This window comes from Roseibium sp. QJM3NY_11 (assembly GCF_056173175.1).
Genome location: NZ_CM149660.1, coordinates 3772975 through 3793479 on the forward strand (window position 1 = coordinate 3772975; position 20505 = coordinate 3793479).

At 62.3% G+C, this 20505-nt stretch carries 16 protein-coding genes; 5 read left to right on the forward strand and 11 right to left on the reverse strand.

The genetic code is table 11. The annotated features are described in order from the left end of the window. Positions 1-3: 3 nt before the first annotated feature. The 3 genes from AC0VX3_RS17325 to AC0VX3_RS17335 all read right to left on the reverse strand — a co-directional run bounded on the left by AC0VX3_RS17325 (position 4) and on the right by AC0VX3_RS17335 (position 3482). Positions 4-1098, reverse strand: coding sequence for an efflux RND transporter periplasmic adaptor subunit (locus AC0VX3_RS17325; protein WP_475521559.1), 1095 nt, complete (start codon positions 1096-1098; stop codon positions 4-6). Between the two features lie 13 nt (positions 1099-1111). Next, positions 1112-1675 carry a TetR/AcrR family transcriptional regulator gene (locus AC0VX3_RS17330; RefSeq protein ID WP_475521560.1) on the reverse strand — a complete coding sequence of 188 codons (564 nt, stop codon included), beginning with the start codon at positions 1673-1675 and terminating at the stop codon, positions 1112-1114. Positions 1676-1841: 166 nt separating this feature from the next. Then, positions 1842-3482, reverse strand: coding sequence for an EAL domain-containing protein (locus tag AC0VX3_RS17335; RefSeq protein WP_475521561.1), 1641 nt, complete (start codon positions 3480-3482; stop codon positions 1842-1844). Between the two features lie 157 nt (positions 3483-3639). On the opposite strand from AC0VX3_RS17335, the gene AC0VX3_RS17340 reads away from it, so the two are divergent. Next, on the forward strand, positions 3640-4566 hold the full coding sequence (locus AC0VX3_RS17340) for a sugar kinase (protein ID WP_475521562.1): 927 nt from the start codon (positions 3640-3642) through the stop codon (positions 4564-4566). Positions 4567-4682: 116 nt separating this feature from the next. Next, complete coding sequence (locus AC0VX3_RS17345) at positions 4683-5855, forward strand: hypothetical protein (RefSeq protein WP_475521563.1); 1173 nt, start codon at positions 4683-4685, stop codon at positions 5853-5855. 65 nt (positions 5856-5920) lie between these two features. Here the strand turns inward: AC0VX3_RS17345 and AC0VX3_RS17350 are convergent, their stop codons facing one another. The 3 genes from AC0VX3_RS17350 to AC0VX3_RS17360 all read right to left on the reverse strand — a co-directional run bounded on the left by AC0VX3_RS17350 (position 5921) and on the right by AC0VX3_RS17360 (position 10405). Further along, the gene (locus AC0VX3_RS17350; RefSeq protein WP_475521564.1) at positions 5921-7708 is read right to left on the reverse strand and encodes an ABC transporter ATP-binding protein; all 1788 of its coding nucleotides are present in this window, start codon (positions 7706-7708) and stop codon (positions 5921-5923) included. Between the two features lie 122 nt (positions 7709-7830). After that, the gene (gene aspS, locus AC0VX3_RS17355) at positions 7831-9612 is read right to left on the reverse strand and encodes an aspartate--tRNA ligase (RefSeq protein WP_342894257.1); all 1782 of its coding nucleotides are present in this window, start codon (positions 9610-9612) and stop codon (positions 7831-7833) included. Between the two features lie 166 nt (positions 9613-9778). Further along, positions 9779-10405: a nucleotide-binding protein gene (locus AC0VX3_RS17360; protein WP_475521565.1), complete on the reverse strand. Its 627-nt coding sequence runs from the start codon at positions 10403-10405 to the stop codon at positions 9779-9781. A 186-nt stretch (positions 10406-10591) separates the two neighbouring features. On the opposite strand from AC0VX3_RS17360, the gene rnd reads away from it, so the two are divergent. Beyond that, on the forward strand, positions 10592-11770 hold the full coding sequence (gene rnd / locus AC0VX3_RS17365) for a ribonuclease D (RefSeq protein ID WP_348143292.1): 1179 nt from the start codon (positions 10592-10594) through the stop codon (positions 11768-11770). A gap of 33 nt (positions 11771-11803) precedes the next feature. Here the strand turns inward: rnd and AC0VX3_RS17370 are convergent, their stop codons facing one another. The 4 genes from AC0VX3_RS17370 to AC0VX3_RS17385 form a co-directional block, all read right to left on the reverse strand. Then, a complete protein-coding gene (locus AC0VX3_RS17370; RefSeq protein WP_475521566.1) occupies positions 11804-13330 on the reverse strand; it encodes a Ppx/GppA phosphatase family protein in 1527 nt (508 codons plus the stop codon). 1 nt (position 13331) lies between these two features. Beyond that, positions 13332-15554, reverse strand: a complete 2223-nt coding sequence (locus AC0VX3_RS17375) for an RNA degradosome polyphosphate kinase (RefSeq protein WP_475521567.1) — start codon at positions 15552-15554, stop codon at positions 13332-13334. Positions 15555-15709: 155 nt separating this feature from the next. Then, the gene (locus tag AC0VX3_RS17380; protein ID WP_475521568.1) at positions 15710-16390 is read right to left on the reverse strand and encodes an AAA family ATPase; all 681 of its coding nucleotides are present in this window, start codon (positions 16388-16390) and stop codon (positions 15710-15712) included. 40 nt (positions 16391-16430) lie between these two features. Then, a complete protein-coding gene (locus tag AC0VX3_RS17385; protein WP_475521569.1) occupies positions 16431-17516 on the reverse strand; it encodes an AI-2E family transporter in 1086 nt (361 codons plus the stop codon). Between the two features lie 271 nt (positions 17517-17787). On the opposite strand from AC0VX3_RS17385, the gene purM reads away from it, so the two are divergent. Together purM and purN are read left to right on the forward strand one after the other, a co-directional pair. Further along, positions 17788-18864 carry a phosphoribosylformylglycinamidine cyclo-ligase gene (gene purM, locus AC0VX3_RS17390; protein WP_475521570.1) on the forward strand — a complete coding sequence of 359 codons (1077 nt, stop codon included), beginning with the start codon at positions 17788-17790 and terminating at the stop codon, positions 18862-18864. After that, positions 18861-19511 (forward strand): phosphoribosylglycinamide formyltransferase, encoded by a 651-nt coding sequence (gene purN / locus AC0VX3_RS17395; RefSeq protein WP_475521571.1) that lies wholly within the window; start codon positions 18861-18863, stop codon positions 19509-19511. The genes purM and purN overlap by 4 nt, the downstream gene beginning before the upstream one ends. A gap of 26 nt (positions 19512-19537) precedes the next feature. Here the strand turns inward: purN and AC0VX3_RS17400 are convergent, their stop codons facing one another. After that, the gene (locus tag AC0VX3_RS17400; RefSeq protein WP_475521572.1) at positions 19538-20428 is read right to left on the reverse strand and encodes an amidohydrolase family protein; all 891 of its coding nucleotides are present in this window, start codon (positions 20426-20428) and stop codon (positions 19538-19540) included. Between the last annotated feature and the right edge of the window lie 77 nt (positions 20429-20505).

Here is a 20505-nt window from a genome sequence, read left to right on the forward strand (position 1 = left end):
GGATCAGCGCAAACGGCGGACGATCTGGCCGTCGCTCAAATAGGCGACACCCGCCGAAACGATTTCGTCACCGGCCTTCAGGCCGGCGCTGACGGGAAAGTAGTCCCCCATGACGGTGCCGATCTCCACAGGCTGCCGGGAAACCGCGCCGGTATCGTCGGCGTATTTCCAGACATAGGCGTTGCCGTCGCCGTCAACCGCCACCGATCCGGACGGCACCAGGAACTGTTCACCAAGCGCAAGTCCCTCGGGCAGAACCTTGACGATCACGGAGGCGGTCATGCCCGGAAACAGCTTCTCGGCGCCCTCGCGCGGCATGGCCAGGGTGATGCGGTAGGTCTGGGTGATCTCGTCCACCTGGCTGGAATGCTCGCGGTATTGCAGCGGAAACAGCTTTTCCCCGTAGGCGGGGAACTTGGCCTCGGTCGAGACGACCTCAGATTCGGTAACGCGGCCGAACAGCGCTTCGGCGACGTTGATATCGACCTGCACTTCGGAGACGTTGTGCATGCGCACCACCGGGGTACCGACACTGACCGTGGTGAAGTTGTCGACCAGCCGCACGGAAACGACACCGTCGAACGGGGCCTTCAGCGAGGTGTATTCGAGGTTTTGCCTGGCTTCCACCTGCTCTTCGAGCGCAAGATCGTAGGTGTTCTTTTGCTCGTCGTAGGCGGATTGTGAAATCACGGACCTGTCGCGCAGGGTCTCCAGCCTGTCCAGTTCGCGCTTGGCCTGATTGACGTTGAAGGTCGCTTCGCGGACGGCACGATCATAGTCGGTGGTGTCCAATCTGGCGATCAGATCGCCCCGCTGGACTTTCTGGCTTTCCAGAACCGGAAGCTCGATCAGCTTTCCGGGCACCTGGAACGACAGGTCCACGGTCTGGACCGCAGCCACCCGACCGGCAAAGCGCCGTTCGATCAGGCCGACATGATCCGTTACCGTGAAGATTTTCGCCGGCCGCGGCGCCGCATGCAGTTCCGCCTCGGCCTGCGCAACAGGATCCACCTTGTCTTCCTGACAGGCAGCCAGCAGTCCGGCGGCCAGTAACAAACCGGCCCAACGCCCGATCGGGGCTCTTCCAAGTGCCAACATCTGGTTTTCCGTTCTAGTTCTTGAATTCTTTCAAACGCTCGCGGAGTTCATGAAACACCGCCGCGCGCTCATCATCGGAGTAGATCGCGACACAATGGGCTTCAGAAAAATGAAGGCCGTCCAGGCTCGACCAGATGGCCCAGGCCTTGCCTCTCTCCACGGTTTCCAACTCGATGGCCGCCTTGATGCGCACCATCACCTGCCTGAACGGTTCGCTGAGGTTGGGACGGTCTGCATTGGTGGCAAGTATGGCCCGCGCGACATCCCGGTTGTCCATCAGCCAGCCTTCGGTCACATCGATCATGGCGGCCAGGGTCGGACAGCTCGATGCAAGGTTCCTTGCGCGAGCCGCGGCCACTTCGCCTTCGAACTCGCCGGCGAGAAACGTGACCATGCCGGTGATAAGCGCATCCTTGGTCGGAAAATTGTAGAGAACACCGCCCTTGGAGAAGCCGGCTTCGACCGCGACGGCGTCGATGGTCAGGCTCGGAGCCCCCGAGCGCCGGATCAGTTCCAGGGCGGCTTTCAGGATTTCCGATTTCGAATCTTGCGAAGATCGCGCGGGGCGCATTGCCATATCACTTTACCGTCCGGTCAGTACAGTTGCGGCTACATATACCGTCCAGTCGGTACAGACAAGACGGAATCGAAAAAAATCGCCGCCGAAGCCCAGGGGGTCGGCAGCGCTTGCGTCTCCGGATCTCGAGAATTGTGCGTCGTGCGTCTGGAAGCGATCAGCCGGCTCAGGCCGCGTTTGCACCCGCGGCTTCGTTCGCGGCCTGCTCCGCGGCGGCGGCTTCGGCGGCCAGCCGGGCGCGTTCATTGGCCTCATGTTCGGCCTTGTCGGCGAACGCGATGAATTCCGACGCAGGCATCGGGGCGGCGAAATAATACCCCTGCGCCGCGGTGACGCCGAGTTCCAGAAGCCGCTCGATCTGCTCTTCCAGTTCGACACCCTCGGCAATGATTCCCATGCCGAGATTGTCGGCCAGTTCGACCATGGAATCCACGATCGTGGTGGAATTGTCATCCGAGCCGATCGTGTCGATGAACATCTTGTCGATCTTGATGATGTCGACACCGAGTTTTTGCAGATAGGCCATGCCGCCGTGGCCGGTACCGACATCGTCCAGGGCAACGCGCACTCCGAGGGCCTGAAGCTCGGCGATGATCTTGCGGGCCAGCTCCATGTCCTCGAGCGGATGGCGTTCGGTCACCTCGACCACGATCTGCTGATAGGAAATGCGCGACTCCTCGAACACACCCTTGATATCCGAAATGATTTCCCGGTCGAGGAAATGGCCTGCGAACAGGTTGATCGACAGTTTCAGATCCGGGTTGTCGCCGTAGAGGTCACCGATTTCCTCCGCAGACACCCGCATCATGTGCCGGGTCATGTCGAAGATATGGCCGTTGTTCTCGGCATAGGCCATGAACTGGCCCGGCGACACGATTGTGCCGTTCGGGCGCCGCCAGCGCATCAGGATCTCGCAGCCACGCAGGCGCCCGTTCTCGATATCCATGACCGGCTGATAAAAGGGAATGAACTCGCCGTTGCGGATCGCTGCGGCGAACTCGTCGTCCGCCTCCCGTTCGGGGCGCCACGACAGCCAGACCCCGATGGCGACAAACAGAACCGCGATGCCCGCACAGGCCGCTGCGGCCAGGACCTTGAGATCCTGCACCAGATGCACGGCCGCCGAGACCGGCGCTGTGATGGTCGCCACGAGAGGATAGAGTTCGGAAGCGACCTCGACGGTTACCCTGTCAGACGGATCGGTCGCTTCGGAATTGTATCCTCCGACCGTGTACCACAGCAGATTGTCGCCAAGGCGCAGTTCCGCCCGGCGGTAGGACCGCAGGTATTCCGGCCCGGGATCAATGGCGATCACGGCGGGCGTGACTTCCGCGAAAACGCGGGTCTGATCCTTCAGGTCCCAACTGATTACGGCGGCGCGCGCGCCAAGGTAGGACCTGTCCAGCATGCCGATGCCGACAAGCGGCCCGTTTTCACGCGACGGCGGCAGAACGAATTTTCCGGCAAGATCGCGGTCCGGGATGATGCACATGCGCTGACCCGAGGCATCCGCCAGGCCGATCGCATCGATCATGCCGTGCTCGACGATCTGCTTCTCGTAAATGACCCTGTCCTGTGCGCTGCAGGTTTGAACCCCGTCCCTGTCAAGACGCTGCAAGAGGGACACGGTGGTGCTGATGGCCTCTTCCGCACGGTGGATGGCCACGTTGCCCATGGCCTCCATCTCGGTGACGGCACGACGCTCCGCGTACTGGTTGAGCACGACATTGATCGCGAACAAGGGCGTCGTCGCCAGAACCAGGGCGATCATCACCGTTTTAGCGAAACCGATGTAGCGGAAAGACAAGTCGCGCGCCTGTGTATGTGCAAGGACTTTCCGAGAATGGCTGATCTGGGTAAACAAGGACTGAATATCCAGGTGTTTCATCGAGATCAAAGCCTGGCATCGCAGCTCCGTGCTTAGCTTGCGCTCAGTCGGGGAAACCGGTTCTGGGGAGGTTCAAATGCAGGCATTGTTTATCGGACAAGCCTATATCGACGTTACATTTCTGACCGATCGGCTGCCGACGGGCGACGAGAAGACGATCGCCGAGGACTACGCCATCAGTTTTGGCGGCAACGCGGTCACCGCGGCGTTCTGCTGTGCCAAGCTCGGCGGCAAGCCCGAACTGCTGTGCTCCCTGGCCGACGACTGGCTGGCCCGCATGTTCCTGGACATGGCCGCCGCCTACGGGATTTCCATCCACGGCCGCAAGGTGCACGAAAGTTCGCTGTCCTTCATCATGCCCATGGGCGGCAAGCGCGCGATCGTGCGCTGCCGGGACAACGACTTCCTGCACCCCTTCCCGCCGCTGACCTTGACCGGCATGAAAGCCCTGCATGTTGACGGCCACATGCCGGATGCAGCGCTTCACTATGCCGCCACCTGCAAGAACCTCGGCATTCTGACATCCCTGGACGGCGGCGCCGTGCGCGAGAACACCGACAGGCTGCTCGATCACATCGACATCGCCGTGGTGTCGGAACGCTTTTGCCAGCAACTGGGCAAATCCACCGGCGAGACGTTGAGTTACCTGCGGTCCAAGAACTGCCCTGTCGGGGCGGTCACGCTCGGCGAACACGGCATGGTCTGGTATGAGGCCGGCGGCCCCGACAAGATGCTGCCGGCATTGTCCGTACCGATGAGCAAGGTCGTCGATTCGAACGGTGCCGGAGATGTCTTCCACGGCGCCTATATCGCTTCCTATCTTCATTGGCCGGAAAACAGCTGGGACCGGCATTTCCATTTCGCGCGCGGTGCCTCGTCCCACGCCATTCAGCACCTGGGCAACGAGGCAAGCCTGCCCTCCATGGAAGACGTTCGAGCGGGCAAACAGCACCTTCACGGAAAAGCAGGCCAACAGCACCTTTGCGGAAAAATAGAGGCTTGAATTCAAGTTCGTTTCCACCCCTGCAGGCGATGCGGCGGCGGCACGGTCTTTCACCTTGCCACGTCCGGGATCTTGACGCAGAGTGTGGCCGCCTTTTCACGGTGGAGTTTTTGATCATGTTTGTCCGTGCCCCCCGGATCGCCGCCTGCCTGACCGCTGCGGTCAGCCTTATAGCCCTGCAGGGCGCACCTGCCCTCGCCTTCGACCCCTCCGGAAACGAGGTCGCCGACACGTTTCTGACCTTGCTCGACTCGGAGGAAGGCACCGTCGAAAGCTACGGCGCCGTCGACACGAGCGGTGACACGATCACCATCAGCGACATCGTGATCACCAACGAAAGCCATGAGGACTCAAGGGTCACGATTGCCTCGACCGTGCTGACGGACGGTGCCGTCCAGAACAACGGCCGGCTCAAACTCTCCAGTCTCGCACTTCAGGACCTTGAGCTGGAAGCGGACGACGGCGGCATGTCCCTTGCCAGTCTTTCGGTGACCGGGCTTCTCCTGCCTTCCGCCGAAGAGATGGCCTCCGACACGCCGCCTGTGGGCCCGGGCTACAGTACCTTCGAGGCCAGCACCATTCATATCCGCGACGAAGACGGCAAGGTGGCCGACATCGCGCGGATCTCCTCTTCGATCGACAGCATGGACGGCGACCTTCCGACCAGCGGCCGGTTCGCGGTGACCGGTGCCGTGATCGATGTCACGCAACTGGAGGCCGAGGAAACCAAGCCACTCAGGGACCTTGGTTACGAGACCCTGTCACTCGACCTGTCCGGGTCCGCGACCTGGGACCCGGAAGCGGCGACACTGGACGTTCCCGATCTCAGGATCGACGCCAAGGAAGCCGCAAGCCTGTCCCTGTCCCTCCTGCTCGGTGATGTCACCCGGGACGTGGTCGCCCAGCTCAACAACAATACGGACAAGCCGGAAGAGGCGATGGCCCTGTTGCAGAACGTGACTGTCGCCAAGGCCACGATCCGTCTGGAAGACTCCTCCCTGACAGGGCGAATTCTCGATCACGAAGCCGGCAAGGCCGGTGTGGAAAGGCCCCAGTTCGTGGCGGGCCTGACCGGTGCCCTGCCGCTGATGCTCGGCATTCTGCAGAACGAGGACCTGCAGGGACAGGTGGCAAGCGCCGTCACACAATTCCTGACCGCGCCGGGTTCCCTGGAACTGACAGCCGCCCCCGCTGGCCCGGTGCCCCTGTCGCAGGTCATGGGCACCGCCATGCTGGCACCGCAGATGATCCCGCAGATCCTCTCGGTGGGCATTGCCGCCAACCAGTGAGCCAAACCAGCCGGTCTGGAGCCAAGCCCGGGTTCGCGCCCGGGCTTTCCAGACCTCGGGCAGGTCTATTCAGCCGCCTCGTTGCGGTTCTGAAACTGCAATTCACACAGCCGCCGATAGATGCCGTCCTGCTCGAACAAGGCATCGTGTGAGCCGCTTTCGATGACGCGGCCCTTGTCAAGAACGTGGATCTGGTGGGCGTGGCGGACGGTGCTCAGCCTGTGCGCGATCACGAGCGTGGTACGGCCTGCCATCAGGGTCTCGAGCGCGGCCTGGATCTTTGCCTCCGACTGCGCATCGAGCGCGGATGTCGCCTCGTCGAGCAGCAGGATCGGCGCATCCCGGAGCATTGCCCTGGCAATCGCCACCCTCTGGCGCTGGCCTCCGGACAGACGGTCGCCCCCCTGTCCTGCCTGAGTGTCATATCCTTCTGGCAACTCCAGAATGAAGTCATGCGCATTGGCAGCCCGCGCAGCCGCTTCGATCTCGTCCTGCGATGCGCCAGGTTTACCGACCGCGATATTCTCGCGCACGCTCATGTTGAAAAGGTAGGATTCCTGCCCGACATAGGCGATGTGCCGGCGCAGCGAGGTCATTGAAACGCCCGCGACCGGCTGACCGTCGATCAGGATGCGGCCGGACTGAGGGTCGTAGAAGCGCTCGATCAAGGCAAAGACCGTGGACTTGCCGGCCCCTGACGCACCGACCAGGGCGGTGGTCCGTCCGCCTTCGGCGGTCAGGGACAGGCCGTTCAGCGCCGCTCCATCGCCATAGGAGAATTGAACGTCTTCCAGGGTCACACGGCCGTCCGAGATCGCCAGATCGGGTGCGTCTTCAACCTTTTCCAGATCCGGCTTTTCGTCGATCAACTCATACATGAGCCGGACGCCGACAATGGCCTTGTTGAGGTTGACGTTCAGCCGGGCCAGACGACGTGCCGGATCATAGGCCAGCAGCAACGCCGTGATGAAAGCGAAGAATGCTCCCGGATCCTTGCCCAGTTCGATGACGGAGAATCCGCCGTAGAAGATGACCAGGGCAATGGCAAAGCCGCCCAGCGTCTCCATCAGCGGAGACGTGCGCGCCGTCAGCGAAGCGATCTTGTTGGACTGGCTCTGCACTTCCGCGACGGATGCGGCCATGCGCTTTTGCATCGCGGGTTCCATGCCGAAGGCCTTGACGATGCGCACGCCAAGGACCGTTTCCTGCAAGGTGGCACCGATGCGTGCGTTGGACACCACCTGACGCTTGGCGTAGGTCTTCACGCGCTTGACCAGCAGACCGACCCCGACAACGGCGGGTGGCATGATCAACAGCGCGAGCCCGCTCATCAGCGGGTCCTGGACGACCATGACGGCAACAAGACCGATCAGCGTCAGCACGTCCCGGCCAAGGCTGAGAACGATCATGTCGATGACGCCCCGGGCGCTGCCCGCGCCGGTGTTCACACGGATCGACAGTTCCGGCAGGGACATGCGGTCGAAATAGGCCTGATCCTGTTCGGTCAACCGCCGGAACAGCTTCTTTTGAAGATCGGCGACAATGGCGTTGCCGACGCGCGACAGGACGACCATCTGACCGTAGGTCGAAGCCCCCTTGAGGGTGAAGATCAGGATCACCACGCCCGCGATCGTGTAGATCATCGCCTTGTCGCGGTCGATGAAGACCTCGTTGATGATGTCCTTCATGATCCAGGCGCTGGCAGCGGTGGTTGCCGCGACGAGCCCCATGAAGACAAAGGCCAGAGCATACCGCGGGATATAGGCCCGGATGTTTTCGCTCAGCAGGCGCTTGATGGTTTGGAAGGTCCCGTCCGGATCTTCCCAGACCTGCCATTTTGCAGGGTTAAGCACGAAGCCATGCCTTTCTACAGCTTGCCGTCTCCGGCATGAAAGAGGCCAGCAAAGCCGGCCCCTCTACCCCATTTCAAATGGGTACCCTTTTTCAGGCCGGTCCCGCAAGAGGACCCGCCGTTTTACGCGTCCGGCAGGTTCAGCCGCAGATGAAGATCGCGGAGCTGGGCCGGTGTCGCTTCGTTGGGCGCACCCATCATCAGATCCTCGGCCTTCTGGTTCATCGGGAACAGCATGACCTCGCGGATGTTGGCCTCGTCTGCCAGAAGCATCACGATGCGGTCGATCCCGGCGGCGCAGCCACCATGCGGCGGGGCCCCGTACTGGAAGGCGTTGACCATGCCGCCGAAGCGGTTGTCGACTTCCTCGTTGGGATAACCGGCGATCTCGAACGCCTTGTACATGATTTCCGGCTTGTGGTTCCGGATCGCGCCGGACAGCAGCTCATGGCCGTTGCAGGCCAGGTCGTACTGGAAACCGAGAACCTCGAGCGGATCGCCGTTGAGCGCGTCCATGCCGCCCTGGGGCATGGAGAACGGGTTGTGCGAGAAGTCGATCTCGCCGGTTTCCTCGTCCCGCTCATAGATCGGGAAGTCGACGATCCAGGCAAATTCGAACCTGTCCTTGTCGGTGTGACCGAGCTCCTCGCCGATGATGACGCGCGCCTTGGCGGCCACCGGCTCGAACTGTTTCGGCTTGCCACCCAGGAAGAAGGCCGCATCGCCCTGCTCGAGACCGAGCTGAACGCGGATCGCCTCGGTACGCTCCGGGCCGATGTTCTTGGCCAGCGGACCGGCAGCCTCCGTGGAACCGTCCTCGGCCTTGCGCCAGAAGATGTAGCCCATGCCCGGCAGGCCCTCGCCCTGGGCGAACTTGTTCATCCGGTCACAGAACTTGCGGCTGCCGCCCTTCGGCGCCGGAATGGCACGGATTTCGGTGCCCGGCTGCTCCAGAAGGTTGGCGAAGATGGCAAAACCGGACCCTGCGAAATGCTCGGAGACGATCTGCATCTTGATCGGGTTTCTGAGATCCGGCTTGTCGTTGCCGTACCAGAGCGCGCTGTCCTTGTAGGAGATCTGCGGCCAGTTGCGGTTGACCGGGCGGCCCTTGCCGAACTTCTCGAAACAGCCTGCGATCACCGGCTCGATGGTGTCGAAAATCTCCTGCTGGGTGACAAAGGACATTTCCATGTCGAGCTGGTAGAAATCGGTCGGCGAGCGGTCGGCGCGCGGGTCCTCGTCGCGGAAACACGGCGCGATCTGGAAATACTTGTCGAAGCCGGAGACCATCAGGAGCTGCTTGAACTGCTGCGGCGCCTGCGGCAGGGCATAGAATTTTCCCGGATGCAGACGGGACGGCACCAGAAAGTCGCGCGCGCCTTCCGGCGAGGACGCGGTGATGATCGGGGTCTGGAATTCGTTGAAGCCGATCGCCCACATGCGGTCGCGCACATCGCGCACCACATTGGAGCGCAGGATCATGTTGTCGTGCAGCTTCTCGCGGCGCAGGTCGAGGAAACGGTACTGCAGGCGCACCTCTTCCGGGTATTCCTGGTCGCCGAACACCGGCAGCGGCAATTCCTTCGCAGCGCCAAGCACTTCCATCTCGCGAATGAACACCTCGATCGCGCCGGTCGGCAGGTCCGGATTGACCGTTTCGTCCGTGCGTTTCTTGACGTTGCCGTCGATACGGATGCACCACTCGGAGCGCACGGTCTCGGCCAGAGCGAAGGCCGCCGAATCCGGATCGACCACGCATTGGGTCACACCGTAATGATCGCGCAAATCGATGAAAAGCACCCCGCCATGATCCCGGACCCGGTGAACCCAGCCGGAAAGCCGGATGGTCTGGCCTTCGTCTGACAGACGGAGATCACCGCACGTGTGACTACGGTAGGGGTGCATTCTTCTTCCTCGACATTCTGGTAGCTGGCTAGCATGGAAAATGACTACGGCCCGCCGGAGGCAGGCCGTATCCGGCTGCAAAAGCCATGTTGCGCGGCGAAAGTCAAGGGAGAGGCATCCGGCAATACCGGACGGCCCCGTCGAGACAGCCCCGCCCCCGGCAACGTCAGGTGTCCAGTGCCTGCAGCAGGGGATGCCACTGGCCGCGGACCTGGTGCGAACTGGCGTCGGAATAGTCGAACACGCCCGAACCGGCCGCCGCATGGCGCGCGTAAAGCACCCGGTCGGAAATCCTGGCAAGCAACGGATAGCCTTTCCCTGCAAGGGTCTGCTCCAGCGCGCTCACCTGGGTCGAGCGGCGATTGATCCGGTTGGCGACCACAAAAATATCGGCCTTGCCCTTTCTGACCCGCTTGATGTCGGAAATGCCGTCCAGAAACTTCAGCGTCGCGTCCCAGTCGAAAGCGGACGCAAGCACCGGCACGACGATATCGGAGGCCTCCGCGATCAGGTTCTTGGCAAGTTCCGAGCGCAACCCTCCGGGACCATCGATCACGATGGCGTCCAGTGCCTTGTCCTTGTCGCCGATGCTTTCTTCCTTGGTCCAGTTCAATCCCTCGATCGGCCTGAGCGTTTTCGGCCTGCGCCTGACCCAGGAGAAAGACGACTTCTGCCGGTCCGCATCCGCCAGCGCGACCTCCTCGCCGCGCGCGGCAAGCGCAACCGCAAGATTCGTCGCAATCGTCGTCTTGCCGCAACCGCCCTTGGAATTCACCACCAGTATCTTGCGCATCAGTCCTCCTATGTCCGGCCTCCTATATACGGGCCCCGGTCCGGCACCAGTCCGGTTTCCTTGCTGCCGGTCACCGCCCAACATAAGCGCACATATTGCGCCTTTTCAAGGGCAGGTCTTTCAAATTTTACCATTTCGTGGCGACAAAGCGGCAGAACTCGGGTATAGCTTCCGATCACCATGCATGTGATTACAAAAACAAAAGATCTCGCCGCTGCGTGTCAGCGCCTTGCCGCCCATGACTATGTCACCGTGGACACGGAATTCCTCCGTGAAACCACTTTCTGGCCCAAGCTCTGTGTCATCCAGATGGCCGGGCCGGACATGGCCTTCATAGTCGATGCGCTGTCCGAAGGGCTTGACCTTCAACCCTTTTTCGACCTTATGCGCGACGCCAGTGTGACAAAGGTGTTTCATGCGGCGCGTCAGGACATCGAAATCATCTACCATCTGGGCGAACTCATTCCCGCCCCCCTGTTCGACACCCAGGTGGCGGCCATGGTGTGCGGATTCGGTGATTCTATTTCCTACGACCAGCTTGTCTACAAGGTGACTGGCGCCAGCATCGACAAGTCGTCCCGGTTCACCGACTGGGCCCGGCGGCCGCTGACCGCCAAGCAGCTGGATTACGCGCTGGCCGATGTCACCCATCTCCGGGACGCCTATCAGTTCCTGAAGGCGAATCTCGCGGAGCAGTCGCGCAGTCACTGGGTCGAGGACGAGATGCAGGTGCTGACGTCGGTCACCACCTACCGCACCGATCCCGACCAGGCCTGGAAGCGGCTGAAGCTGCGCGTGCGCAAACCGGTGGAACTCGCCGTCATGATCGAGGTAGCCGCCTGGCGCGAGGAAGAAGCCCAGGCGCGCGACGTGCCGCGCAGCCGGGTCATCAAGGACGATGCCATCTACGAGCTTGCCGCCCAGCAGCCGCAGGACACGGAATCGCTCGGCCGGCTCAGGACCATCCCGCGCGGGTTCGAACGCTCGAAATCAGCCGACGACATCCTGAAGGCCGTCAGGCGCGCATTGGCTGTGCCGAAAGGCAATCTGCCGAAGCTTCCCAAGGGCCGGCAGGCGCCGGACGGGTCCGCCGCAGCAGTGGATCTTCTGAAGGTGCTGTTGAAGCTGGTCAGCGAAGCCCATGGCGTTGCCGCCAAGGTGATTGCCACGGTCGACGATCTGGAAAAGATCGCCGCGGACGACCGCGCAGATGTCGCGGCGCTGAAAGGCTGGCGGCGGGAGCTGTTCGGCGAGACCGCCCTGAAGCTGAAACGCGGCGAGGTCGCCCTCGCCTTCAGGAACCGGCAGATCGTCGCGCTCGACCAGCCGCCAGAACCGGAAATCGAAACCCAGGCCGCCGAATAGGCGGCCGGATTTTCGCGGGAAGCCCGAGACGGATCACGCCGATCCGGACGTGACCTCGACACTCACTTCGATGGCCTTGCCAAGCTGGCTTGCGCGCTTGCGCAGCCGCTCTCCGTCGAGACTCGCGAGCTCTCCACCCAGGTTCAGGGACAGCCCCTTGCCGGTTCTGGTGATCCCCACCTTCGGCAACTGCCCGGCCATGGACGCGCTCAGAAGGGAGGCGACGCGCAATGTCGCTCCCAGGACCTTGGCGCGGATGCGCAGCCGGTCGGTGAACAGCTCCCGGATCACGGACGACAGCGCGCCTTCGCGCAGGCCGTCGTGGCGGTAATAGACCGCTGCGGCCAGATAGGCCCGGCTCGCGTGATCCAGACCGACAAACGAGGCATGCGAGATGATGTTGAGGCTTTGCTCGCCGCGATAGTCCGGATGGGCCCGCCAGCCGATATCCGACAGCAGGCAGGCCGCGTGGCGCAACCTTGTTTCATTGGCCGTTTCCTCGATGCCGACTTCGGTGAACAGACGGTCCGTCCAGGCAATGAGTTCCTCGGCATGATCGGGTGAGCGGGCGCGCAGCGTGCACAGTTCGCGCGCGGCCTCGATCACCGGATCCTGATCCTGCATCTCGCCGGGAAGCTTTTCGTGCAACAGCCCCTCGCGCACGCCGGTGGCGGAAAAGACCAGCCGTTCGGCCTTCATGGACGTCAGCACCTGTTCCAGGACGACCGCCCCGATCGGCACCAGCGCCCGCCGCTGTTTGGAGACGACCTCCGCCATCTCGACGCCTTCCAGGTTGGGCACGGCGATTTTCCTGCAGAACGCGATCGCCTCCTCCGCGCCGATCTCGTAATTGTGCATGACATGCAGCGGATAGTTGTTCTGCATCAGATGAAGCCGTCCGAGCGACCGCCAGGTGCCGCCAACCGCATAGAAGGTGCGCTCACCGGGCGCAAGAACCGGCCAGTCATAGCCCTTCAGCGCTGCTTCCGTGAGCTTTTGCGCCTTGGCGATCCGGCCGTCGGCTTCCTCGGACAAGCGCAGGCCGCCGAGGGGAAAGGTCGCCCCCTGACCCGGCTTCTTGTCGGCAATCTCGACCAGTTCCAGGCTCCCGCCGCCCATATCGCCGACGATGCCGCGCGGTTGCCAGAAGCCGGCAATCACACCCAGGGCGGAATAATAGGCTTCCTCGCTCCCGTCCAGGATACGCACCGGCGCTTCCAGGAATCGTTCGACTTCCCTGACGAATTCAGGGCCGTTGGCCGCGTCGCGGGCCGCCGCCGTCGCGACGATGTAGAGCTCGTGACATTGGGTATGTTTTATCAGGGCCTTGAACCGGGCCAGTTCGCCCAGTGCCAGGCTGACGGATTCGTCCGCAAGCCTGCCGGTGGCGGCAACACCGCGTCCCAGACCGGCGAGCAGCTTTTCGTTGAAAAGCATTGTGGGCGTGCGCGCCTTGCGTTCGTAGATCACCAGACGAACGGAATTCGAACCGATGTCCACGACCGCGACCGGTCCGGATCCGTTGAGTCGGCCCCTGGCCGGTTTGAACTGACCAGACACTCTAACCTCGCTTTTTCCGTTTCAGAAACGGCCTCGGGCGGTCACTTTTCAACGATTTTCCCCGACCGGACAGCGACGGATTCGTCATGAAATACCGATGCGCATTGAAAGGCTCCTCGTTGGCACCCGGTGCGATGCGCTCGTGACTGCCGTCCGGCAGGATGCGCCAGCTCTGCTGATTGTCTTTCAGGTTAGCGACCATGATCTGGTCAAGCACCTGTTCGTGGACGGTCGGCGTGAGCAAGGGCGTGAGCACCTCCACACGGCGGTCGATGTTGCGCGGCATCAGGTCCGCGGAGCCGATATAGACATGCGCCTCCGGAGAGGGCAGACCGTGGCCATTGCCGAAACAGAAGATGCGGGAGTGCTCCAGGAACCGGCCGACGATCGATTTTACCCGGATGTTCTCCGACAGTCCGGCAATGCCGGGGCGCAGGCAGCAGATCCCCCGGATCACCAGATCGATCTGCACCCCGGACTGGCTGGCCCTGTAGAGGGCGTCGATGATCTCCGGATCCACAAGGGAATTCATCTTCATCCAGATCTGTGCCGGATGCCCTGCCCGTGCGTGCTCGATCTCGGCCTCGGTCATTTCAAGGATGCGCTGTCGCAGATTGACCGGTGAGACCATCAGGTTGTTGAGTTCGGCCGGGCGCGCGTAGCCGGTGATGAAGTTGAATACCCGCGCCGCATCTTCGGCTATGCCGGGATCGTCGGTGAAGAAGGACAGGTCTTCATAGATACGCGCTGTGATCGGATGGTAATTGCCTGTGCCGATATGACAATAGGTTTTCAGTTGGCCATGCTCGCGCTTGATCACCATCGACAGTTTTGAATGCGTCTTGAGCTCGATGAAACCGAAGACCACCTGCACACCCGCCCGCTCCAGGTCGCGCGCCCACTTGATGTTCGCCTCTTCGTCGAAACGGGCCTTCAGTTCGACCAGGGCCGTTACGGACTTGCCGGCTTCCGCAGCTTCTGCAAGCGCCTTGACGACCGGCGAATTGTTGGACGTGCGATAGAGCGTCTGCTTGATGGCGACCACATCCGGATCGCGGGCTGCCTGACGCAGATACTGGACCACCACATCAAAGGATTCATAGGGGTGGTGGACGATGATGTCCTTCTGATGGATCGCGGCCATGCAGTCACCGCCGTGCTCCCGGATCCGCTCCGGAAACCGGGCCGTGTAGGGTTCGAATTTCAGGTCCGGGCGTTCCAGATCGACTATCTGCGACAGGTTGTTGAGGGCCAGCAGGCCGTTGGCGAGAAAAATCTCGTTTTCTTTCACATCCAGGGCGTCGGCCACGAATTCACGCAGGGCCGCCGGCGTGGTTTCCTGGATCTCCAGACGGATCACCGAGCCGCGCCGGCGGCGCTTCAGGGCGCTTTCGAACAGGCGGACCAGATCCTCGGCCTCTTCCTCGATTTCCAGATCGCTGTCGCGAATGACCCGAAAGGCGCCTTTGCCACGAATTTCGTAACCGGGAAACAGGCGCCCGATGAACAGGCCGACAACCCGTTCAATGGCGATGAAACGCGCGGATCCGTCTTCGCCGGCCGGCAACTGCACGAACCGGTCGACCTGGTTCGGGATCCGGAGCAGCGCGATCATGCCCCGGCCACCCGAGGTCGGGACCAGTTCGAAGACGATGGTGAACCCCAGGTTCGGGATGAACGGGAACGGATGCGCCGGATCGATCGCAAGCGGCGTCAGAACCGGAAAGACATAGGACAGAAAATAGTCCTGCAGCCAGATCCGGTCGCTGTCGGCGATCGTGTCGCCGTGCAGGATCTCGATGCCCTTGTCGGCGATATCGCTGCGCAGCGCGCCCCAGATCTTCTGCTGAGATGCCTGAAGATCCCGCACGGCATCGCTGATTTTCTGCAACTGTTCCGTCGGTGTCAGGCCGTCGTCGGACAGGTTGGTGATGTCGGCACGCTGCTGGCCACGCAGGCCCGCGACACGCACCATGAAGAACTCATCGAGGTTGTTCGCCGAGATGGACAGAAACCGCACCCGTTCCAGAAGGGGATGATCCGGGTTCATCGCCTCTTCGAGCACCCGCAGGTTGAATTGCAACCAGGAGAGTTCACGGTTCATGAAACGTGCGGGAGACGTTGCCAAATCCCCCTGCAAGGCGCCATCGACATAGCCGCCGCCGGTGTCGAACGTCACCTTGGAAGAGGGCAGAATGTCTGAAAGATCAGGAGTTTCGTTCATGGAACCTTCTCTTTTTCCGGCCCTGCTCGGCCCTTGTTCCGCTCACTGCCCTTTTGTCCAGTCAGGCATCGACAGCACGTGCCGATTTCGCGCGCCGCAGTGCCTAGCATGGACTCCCGCAAGGACAAATGACAGTCCTGAGACAATCGTACGGATTATTGGCCTTTATGCACATTTTCAAGAACCCGGCCGGCCAGGGGCCTGGTGATCTTCACACGGCCCGCCAGGGCTTCCCGGTCAATGGCTTCGACCGCCCGGAGTGCCACACCCAGCGAGCGCTCCATGCGCACCACCAGATAGTCGATGACACTGCGTTCGACCGAGATCTGCCTGTCCGCGAAAAGCTTCACAAGGACCCGGCGCAACAGGTCATCGTCGGGTTCCAGAATTTCCACCGGCGTCGCCGCACGCAGGCGGGACACGAGGTCCGGCAAGGTGATTTTCCAGCTCGCAGGCCAGGTCCGGCTGGTGATCAGCACCGTCTTGCCCGCCTGCCGCGCGGCATTGAGCAGATGGAACAAGGCCGTTTCGTCGACCCCCAGATGTGCATCTTCCAGCACGGCGGCCGGGGCTGCGGCGAGCGTTTCCACACAGGCTTCGGTCAGGTCGGGTGCGGAGACAACCACGGCACCGTTCTCGTCCTGAAAGGCCTGAACCAGATGGGATTTGCCTGACCCGACGGGACCGGCCAGAACAACCACCGGTGAAGGCCAGTCCGGCCAGCGCTCAAGGATCTCCAGGGCCGCCCGGTTGGAGCCTCCGACCAGAAAGTCCTCGCGGCTGAGCGCGGCCTCGTGAGGCAGTTCTAACGGCAGTTGATGCGGTGGTTCCGCCATGTACTCACTCTGACACTGATACGCTTAGACACTCACGCGCCTAGTCTTCGGAAACCGCCGATGGCCGGCCTGTTCCTGTGTAAACCGGGCTTGCCAGATACTGCCTCAGGGCAAATCGCGCAAGCACGCCGATCATCGCCGCTGCGGGGACCGCAATCAGCATGCCGACAAATCCAAAGAGCGACCCGAAGGCAAACAGCGCGAACATCAAGGTCACAGGATGAAGGCCAGTGCTGTCTCCGACAAGTTTCGGCTGGAGAATGTTGCCCTCCAGAAACTGGCCGACCGCGAAGATGGCGGCAACGGCCAGGATCCAGGGCCAGTCCGGCCAGAATTGGACCAGCGCCACGCCGACGGACAGGATCAGGCCGAGACCGGCACCGACAAAGGGAATGAAGCTCACCAGGCCCGCGGCCATGCCGATCAGCAAGCCGAAGTTCAGCCCCACCACCGCGAGCGAAACCGCGTAGAAAAAACCGAGTATCACGCAGACGGAGACCTGCCCGCGCACGAACCCGGCCACCGCCCGGTCCATCTCCCCGGCAAGTCCGCGGATTTCCTCCAGATGAGCGCGCGGCAACCAGCCGTCGATGCGGGTGACCATGCGGTCCCAGTCGAGCAGCAGATAGAACGCGACCACCGGCGTGATCACGAACAGGGACAGGATCGACAACAGGGCCTGACCGCCGCTCCACAGGGATTGCGCCAGCTTGCCGACGAAGGACGCGCCCTGCCCGATCAGGTCGGTCATCGAAGACTGCAGGTCCTCCGCATCGATGCCGGCGACTGCGGCCAGATCGGTTGGAAAATAATTCGACAGCAGCGCCTGCAGCTTGCGCACGAGTTCGGGAAACCGCTCCAGAAACAGCGCCAGCTGGTTGCCCAGCAGCGGCAGCAGCAAGACGAAGAACAGCACCAGGATCAGGAGGAAGGTGAACAATATGGTGAGCGTTGCCCACATCCGGCCCATGCCCAGTCGTTCCAGCCGGTCGCAGATCGGATCGAGCAGATACGCAACGGCCATGCCGGCCACGAAGGGCAACAGCACGCCGGAAAAGACGTAGAGAAACAGGCAGAAGACGACGAGGGACATCAGCCAGAACTGGACCTGACGACGTAGGGTCATGAAACTTTCTCCCTGGCGGGGACCAAACTCTTTTCTGCGCCGGCTGTTGTTGGCAGCCGCCCGGATGGCGGACCGCGTCAGCGCAGCCGACATGACCGCTTCTATAGACCCGTGACCGGATTTGCACCACCGGCCAGGCCTGTTCCCTGCTCAGGAGGCAGATTTTCCCTGCAATCCTCAGGACATCGGGCGCCTCGCCTCTTGTGTTCCGCCGCGCCAGACTGTAAGCCGCGTTGGCACAGCCAACCGCTTTTAAGTCCTGGAGTGCCCCATGAGCGAATCCTCTGGATCCAACGGCCTGACCTATGCCGATGCCGGGGTCGATATCGATGCCGGAAACGAACTGGTGAACCGCATCAAGCCACTGGTCAAGGCAACGTCACGGCCGGGCGCAGACAGCGATATCGGCGGATTTGGCGGCCTGTTCGATCTGAAAGGCGCCGGATTTGAAGACCCGGTCCTGGTGGCCGCCAACGACGGTGTCGGCACCAAGCTCAAGATCGCCATCGAAACCGGACAGCACCGCACGGTCGGCATCGACCTTGTTGCCATGTGCGTCAACGATCTGGTGGTTCAGGGTGCCGAACCGCTGTTTTTCCTGGACTATTTCGCCACCGGCGCACTGGACCTGACGACCGCGACCGACGTGGTTGCCGGCATTGCCGACGGCTGCAAGCTGGCGGGCGCCGCCCTGATCGGCGGCGAGACCGCGGAAATGCCGGGCATGTATGTGGAAGGCGACTATGATCTCGCCGGATTTTCCGTCGGAGCGGTGGAGCGGGGTGCGATCCTGCCGCGCAAGGATCTGGCGGCCGGTGACGTGCTGCTCGGCCTGGCGTCCTCCGGCGTCCATTCCAATGGGTATTCCATGGTTCGCAAGATCGTCGACCTGTCCGGCCTGACCTGGTCGGACGCGGCTCCCTTCGCTGGAGGAAAGACCATCGGCGAGGCACTGATGGAGCCGACACGGATCTACGTCAAACCGCTGCTGGCGGCACTCAAGGCCGGTTCCGGCATCAAGGCCCTTGCCCATATCACCGGCGGCGGCCTGCCGGAAAACCTCCCGCGGGTACTGCCGGATGCCACCTCGGCCCGCATCGACCTGACGCAGATTGCCGTTCCCGACGTTTTCGGCTGGCTGGCCCGCACCGGTGGCGTTGCGGAAAAGGAAATGCTGCGCACCTTCAACTGCGGCATCGGCATGGTGATCGTGGTCGCCGCAGATGAGGTGGAAAATGTGGCCCGGGTCCTGACGGAACAGGGCGAGACGGTCAGCCGCATCGGGCAGATCGAGGCCGCGGGCGACGCGCCGGTTCTGTTTGACGGCAGCCTTGGACTTGGCACATGAGCCGCAGGAGAACCGCGATCCTGATTTCCGGCCGCGGCACCAACATGAGCGCGCTGATCTCGGCCGCGATGGATCCCGGTTTTCCCGCTGAAATCGCCCTCGTCCTGTCGAACAGACCGGATGCCAAGGGCCTGGAACGCGCGGCGGAATTCGGCATTGCGACCGCGGTCGTCGACCACACGGAGTTTGCCGGCGACCGGCAGGCGTTCGAGCGGCAGGTCGACGCGGTGCTGAAGGACCACAGGATCGAACTGGTCGCGCTGGCCGGTTTCATGCGCATTCTCACGCCGTTTCTCGTCAATGCCTGGTCGAACCGGATGATCAACATCCACCCGGCGCTCCTGCCCGCCTTCAAGGGCCTGGCCACCCATGAGCGCGCCCTGGAAGAAGGCGTCAAGCTGCATGGCGCGACGGTCCACTACGTTTCGGCGGAAATGGATGACGGCCCGATCATCGTCCAGGGCGCCGTGCCCGTTCTGGACACCGACACGCCGAAGACCCTCGCCGCACGGGTTCTGGACGTGGAACACAAGATCTATCCCAAAGCCCTGGAACTTGTCGCCAGCGGCAAGGCCCGGATCTCAGGCGCCAGGGTGACCGCCGGCGGCAACGATGGCGAGACGGCAGAGCCGCTGATCTGGCCGTAGCGATGCCTTGAGGGGACGGCGCCTGCCTATCGCTTGCCGATCTGATCCATCGTGATCTCGCGCCCGAACAGACGTTCCGCGTTCTTGTAGGCGATCTTTTCGGCGACCTCCCGGGGCAGATTGGCGAGCCAGGCGCGGTTGGACGCCATGATGTCGGAATAATTGTCCCACTGGCCGTTCACCCATGTGTCGCTGCCGATCATCAGGCGATCCTGAAACGCGATCACGATCTCCGCCCATTCGGGCGCCAGAGCATCGCCGGGGCCGGCTATGTCCCATTCCCTGAGCGATGTATCGGCCAAAAGGTGTGGAAACTCCGCCATCAGGTCGTAGACATCCGCCGCGGGCGTGCTGAGCCCGGCATGGGCCCAGATGATCTTCACCTCGGAATCCAGACTGTAGAGCCAGCGCACCGGTTCCGCGCCGGAATGGACATGGAGATAGATGTCCCGCGCCTTTGCCATCCCGATGATCTTCCGAAACAGCGGTTCGTCGGCCGTGTCCATCCGGTGAATGTGGAACTCGCCGATGCCTTCATGCGGGTATCTGTCCAGCCGCCCCTCCAGGTAGGCGTCCATGCCGGCCATCTTGGTCCAGTTCCCGGATCCGGCAGCACCGTGATAGGGGCGCAGTTCCGGTACGATCCGGGTCGGCGCATGCTCCCAGAGCATGATCGTGCCCTCGTCCGGCGTCGATGAAACCAGCGCCATGGCAACACCGTTCCTGTCCATCAACTCGATGACGCTTTCAACCGGATACCGCTCCCAGGCGGGTTCCTTGTAGTGCATGTGGGCATCGAACAGCGGCAGGGAATGAACGGCATCGCCGATGGGTTGGTCGTCCGCCCGGGACGGTACGAGGAGTACCGCAAGAAGCCCGGCAGCCACCGCTGTCCGCCCGAAGTGCCCAATCCCCATATCGCTCTCCAATGCCTGTCCACAGGATGCCCGGCGCCGAATGGCCCTCAGCATTGCGAAAAGATTAAACGCATCGC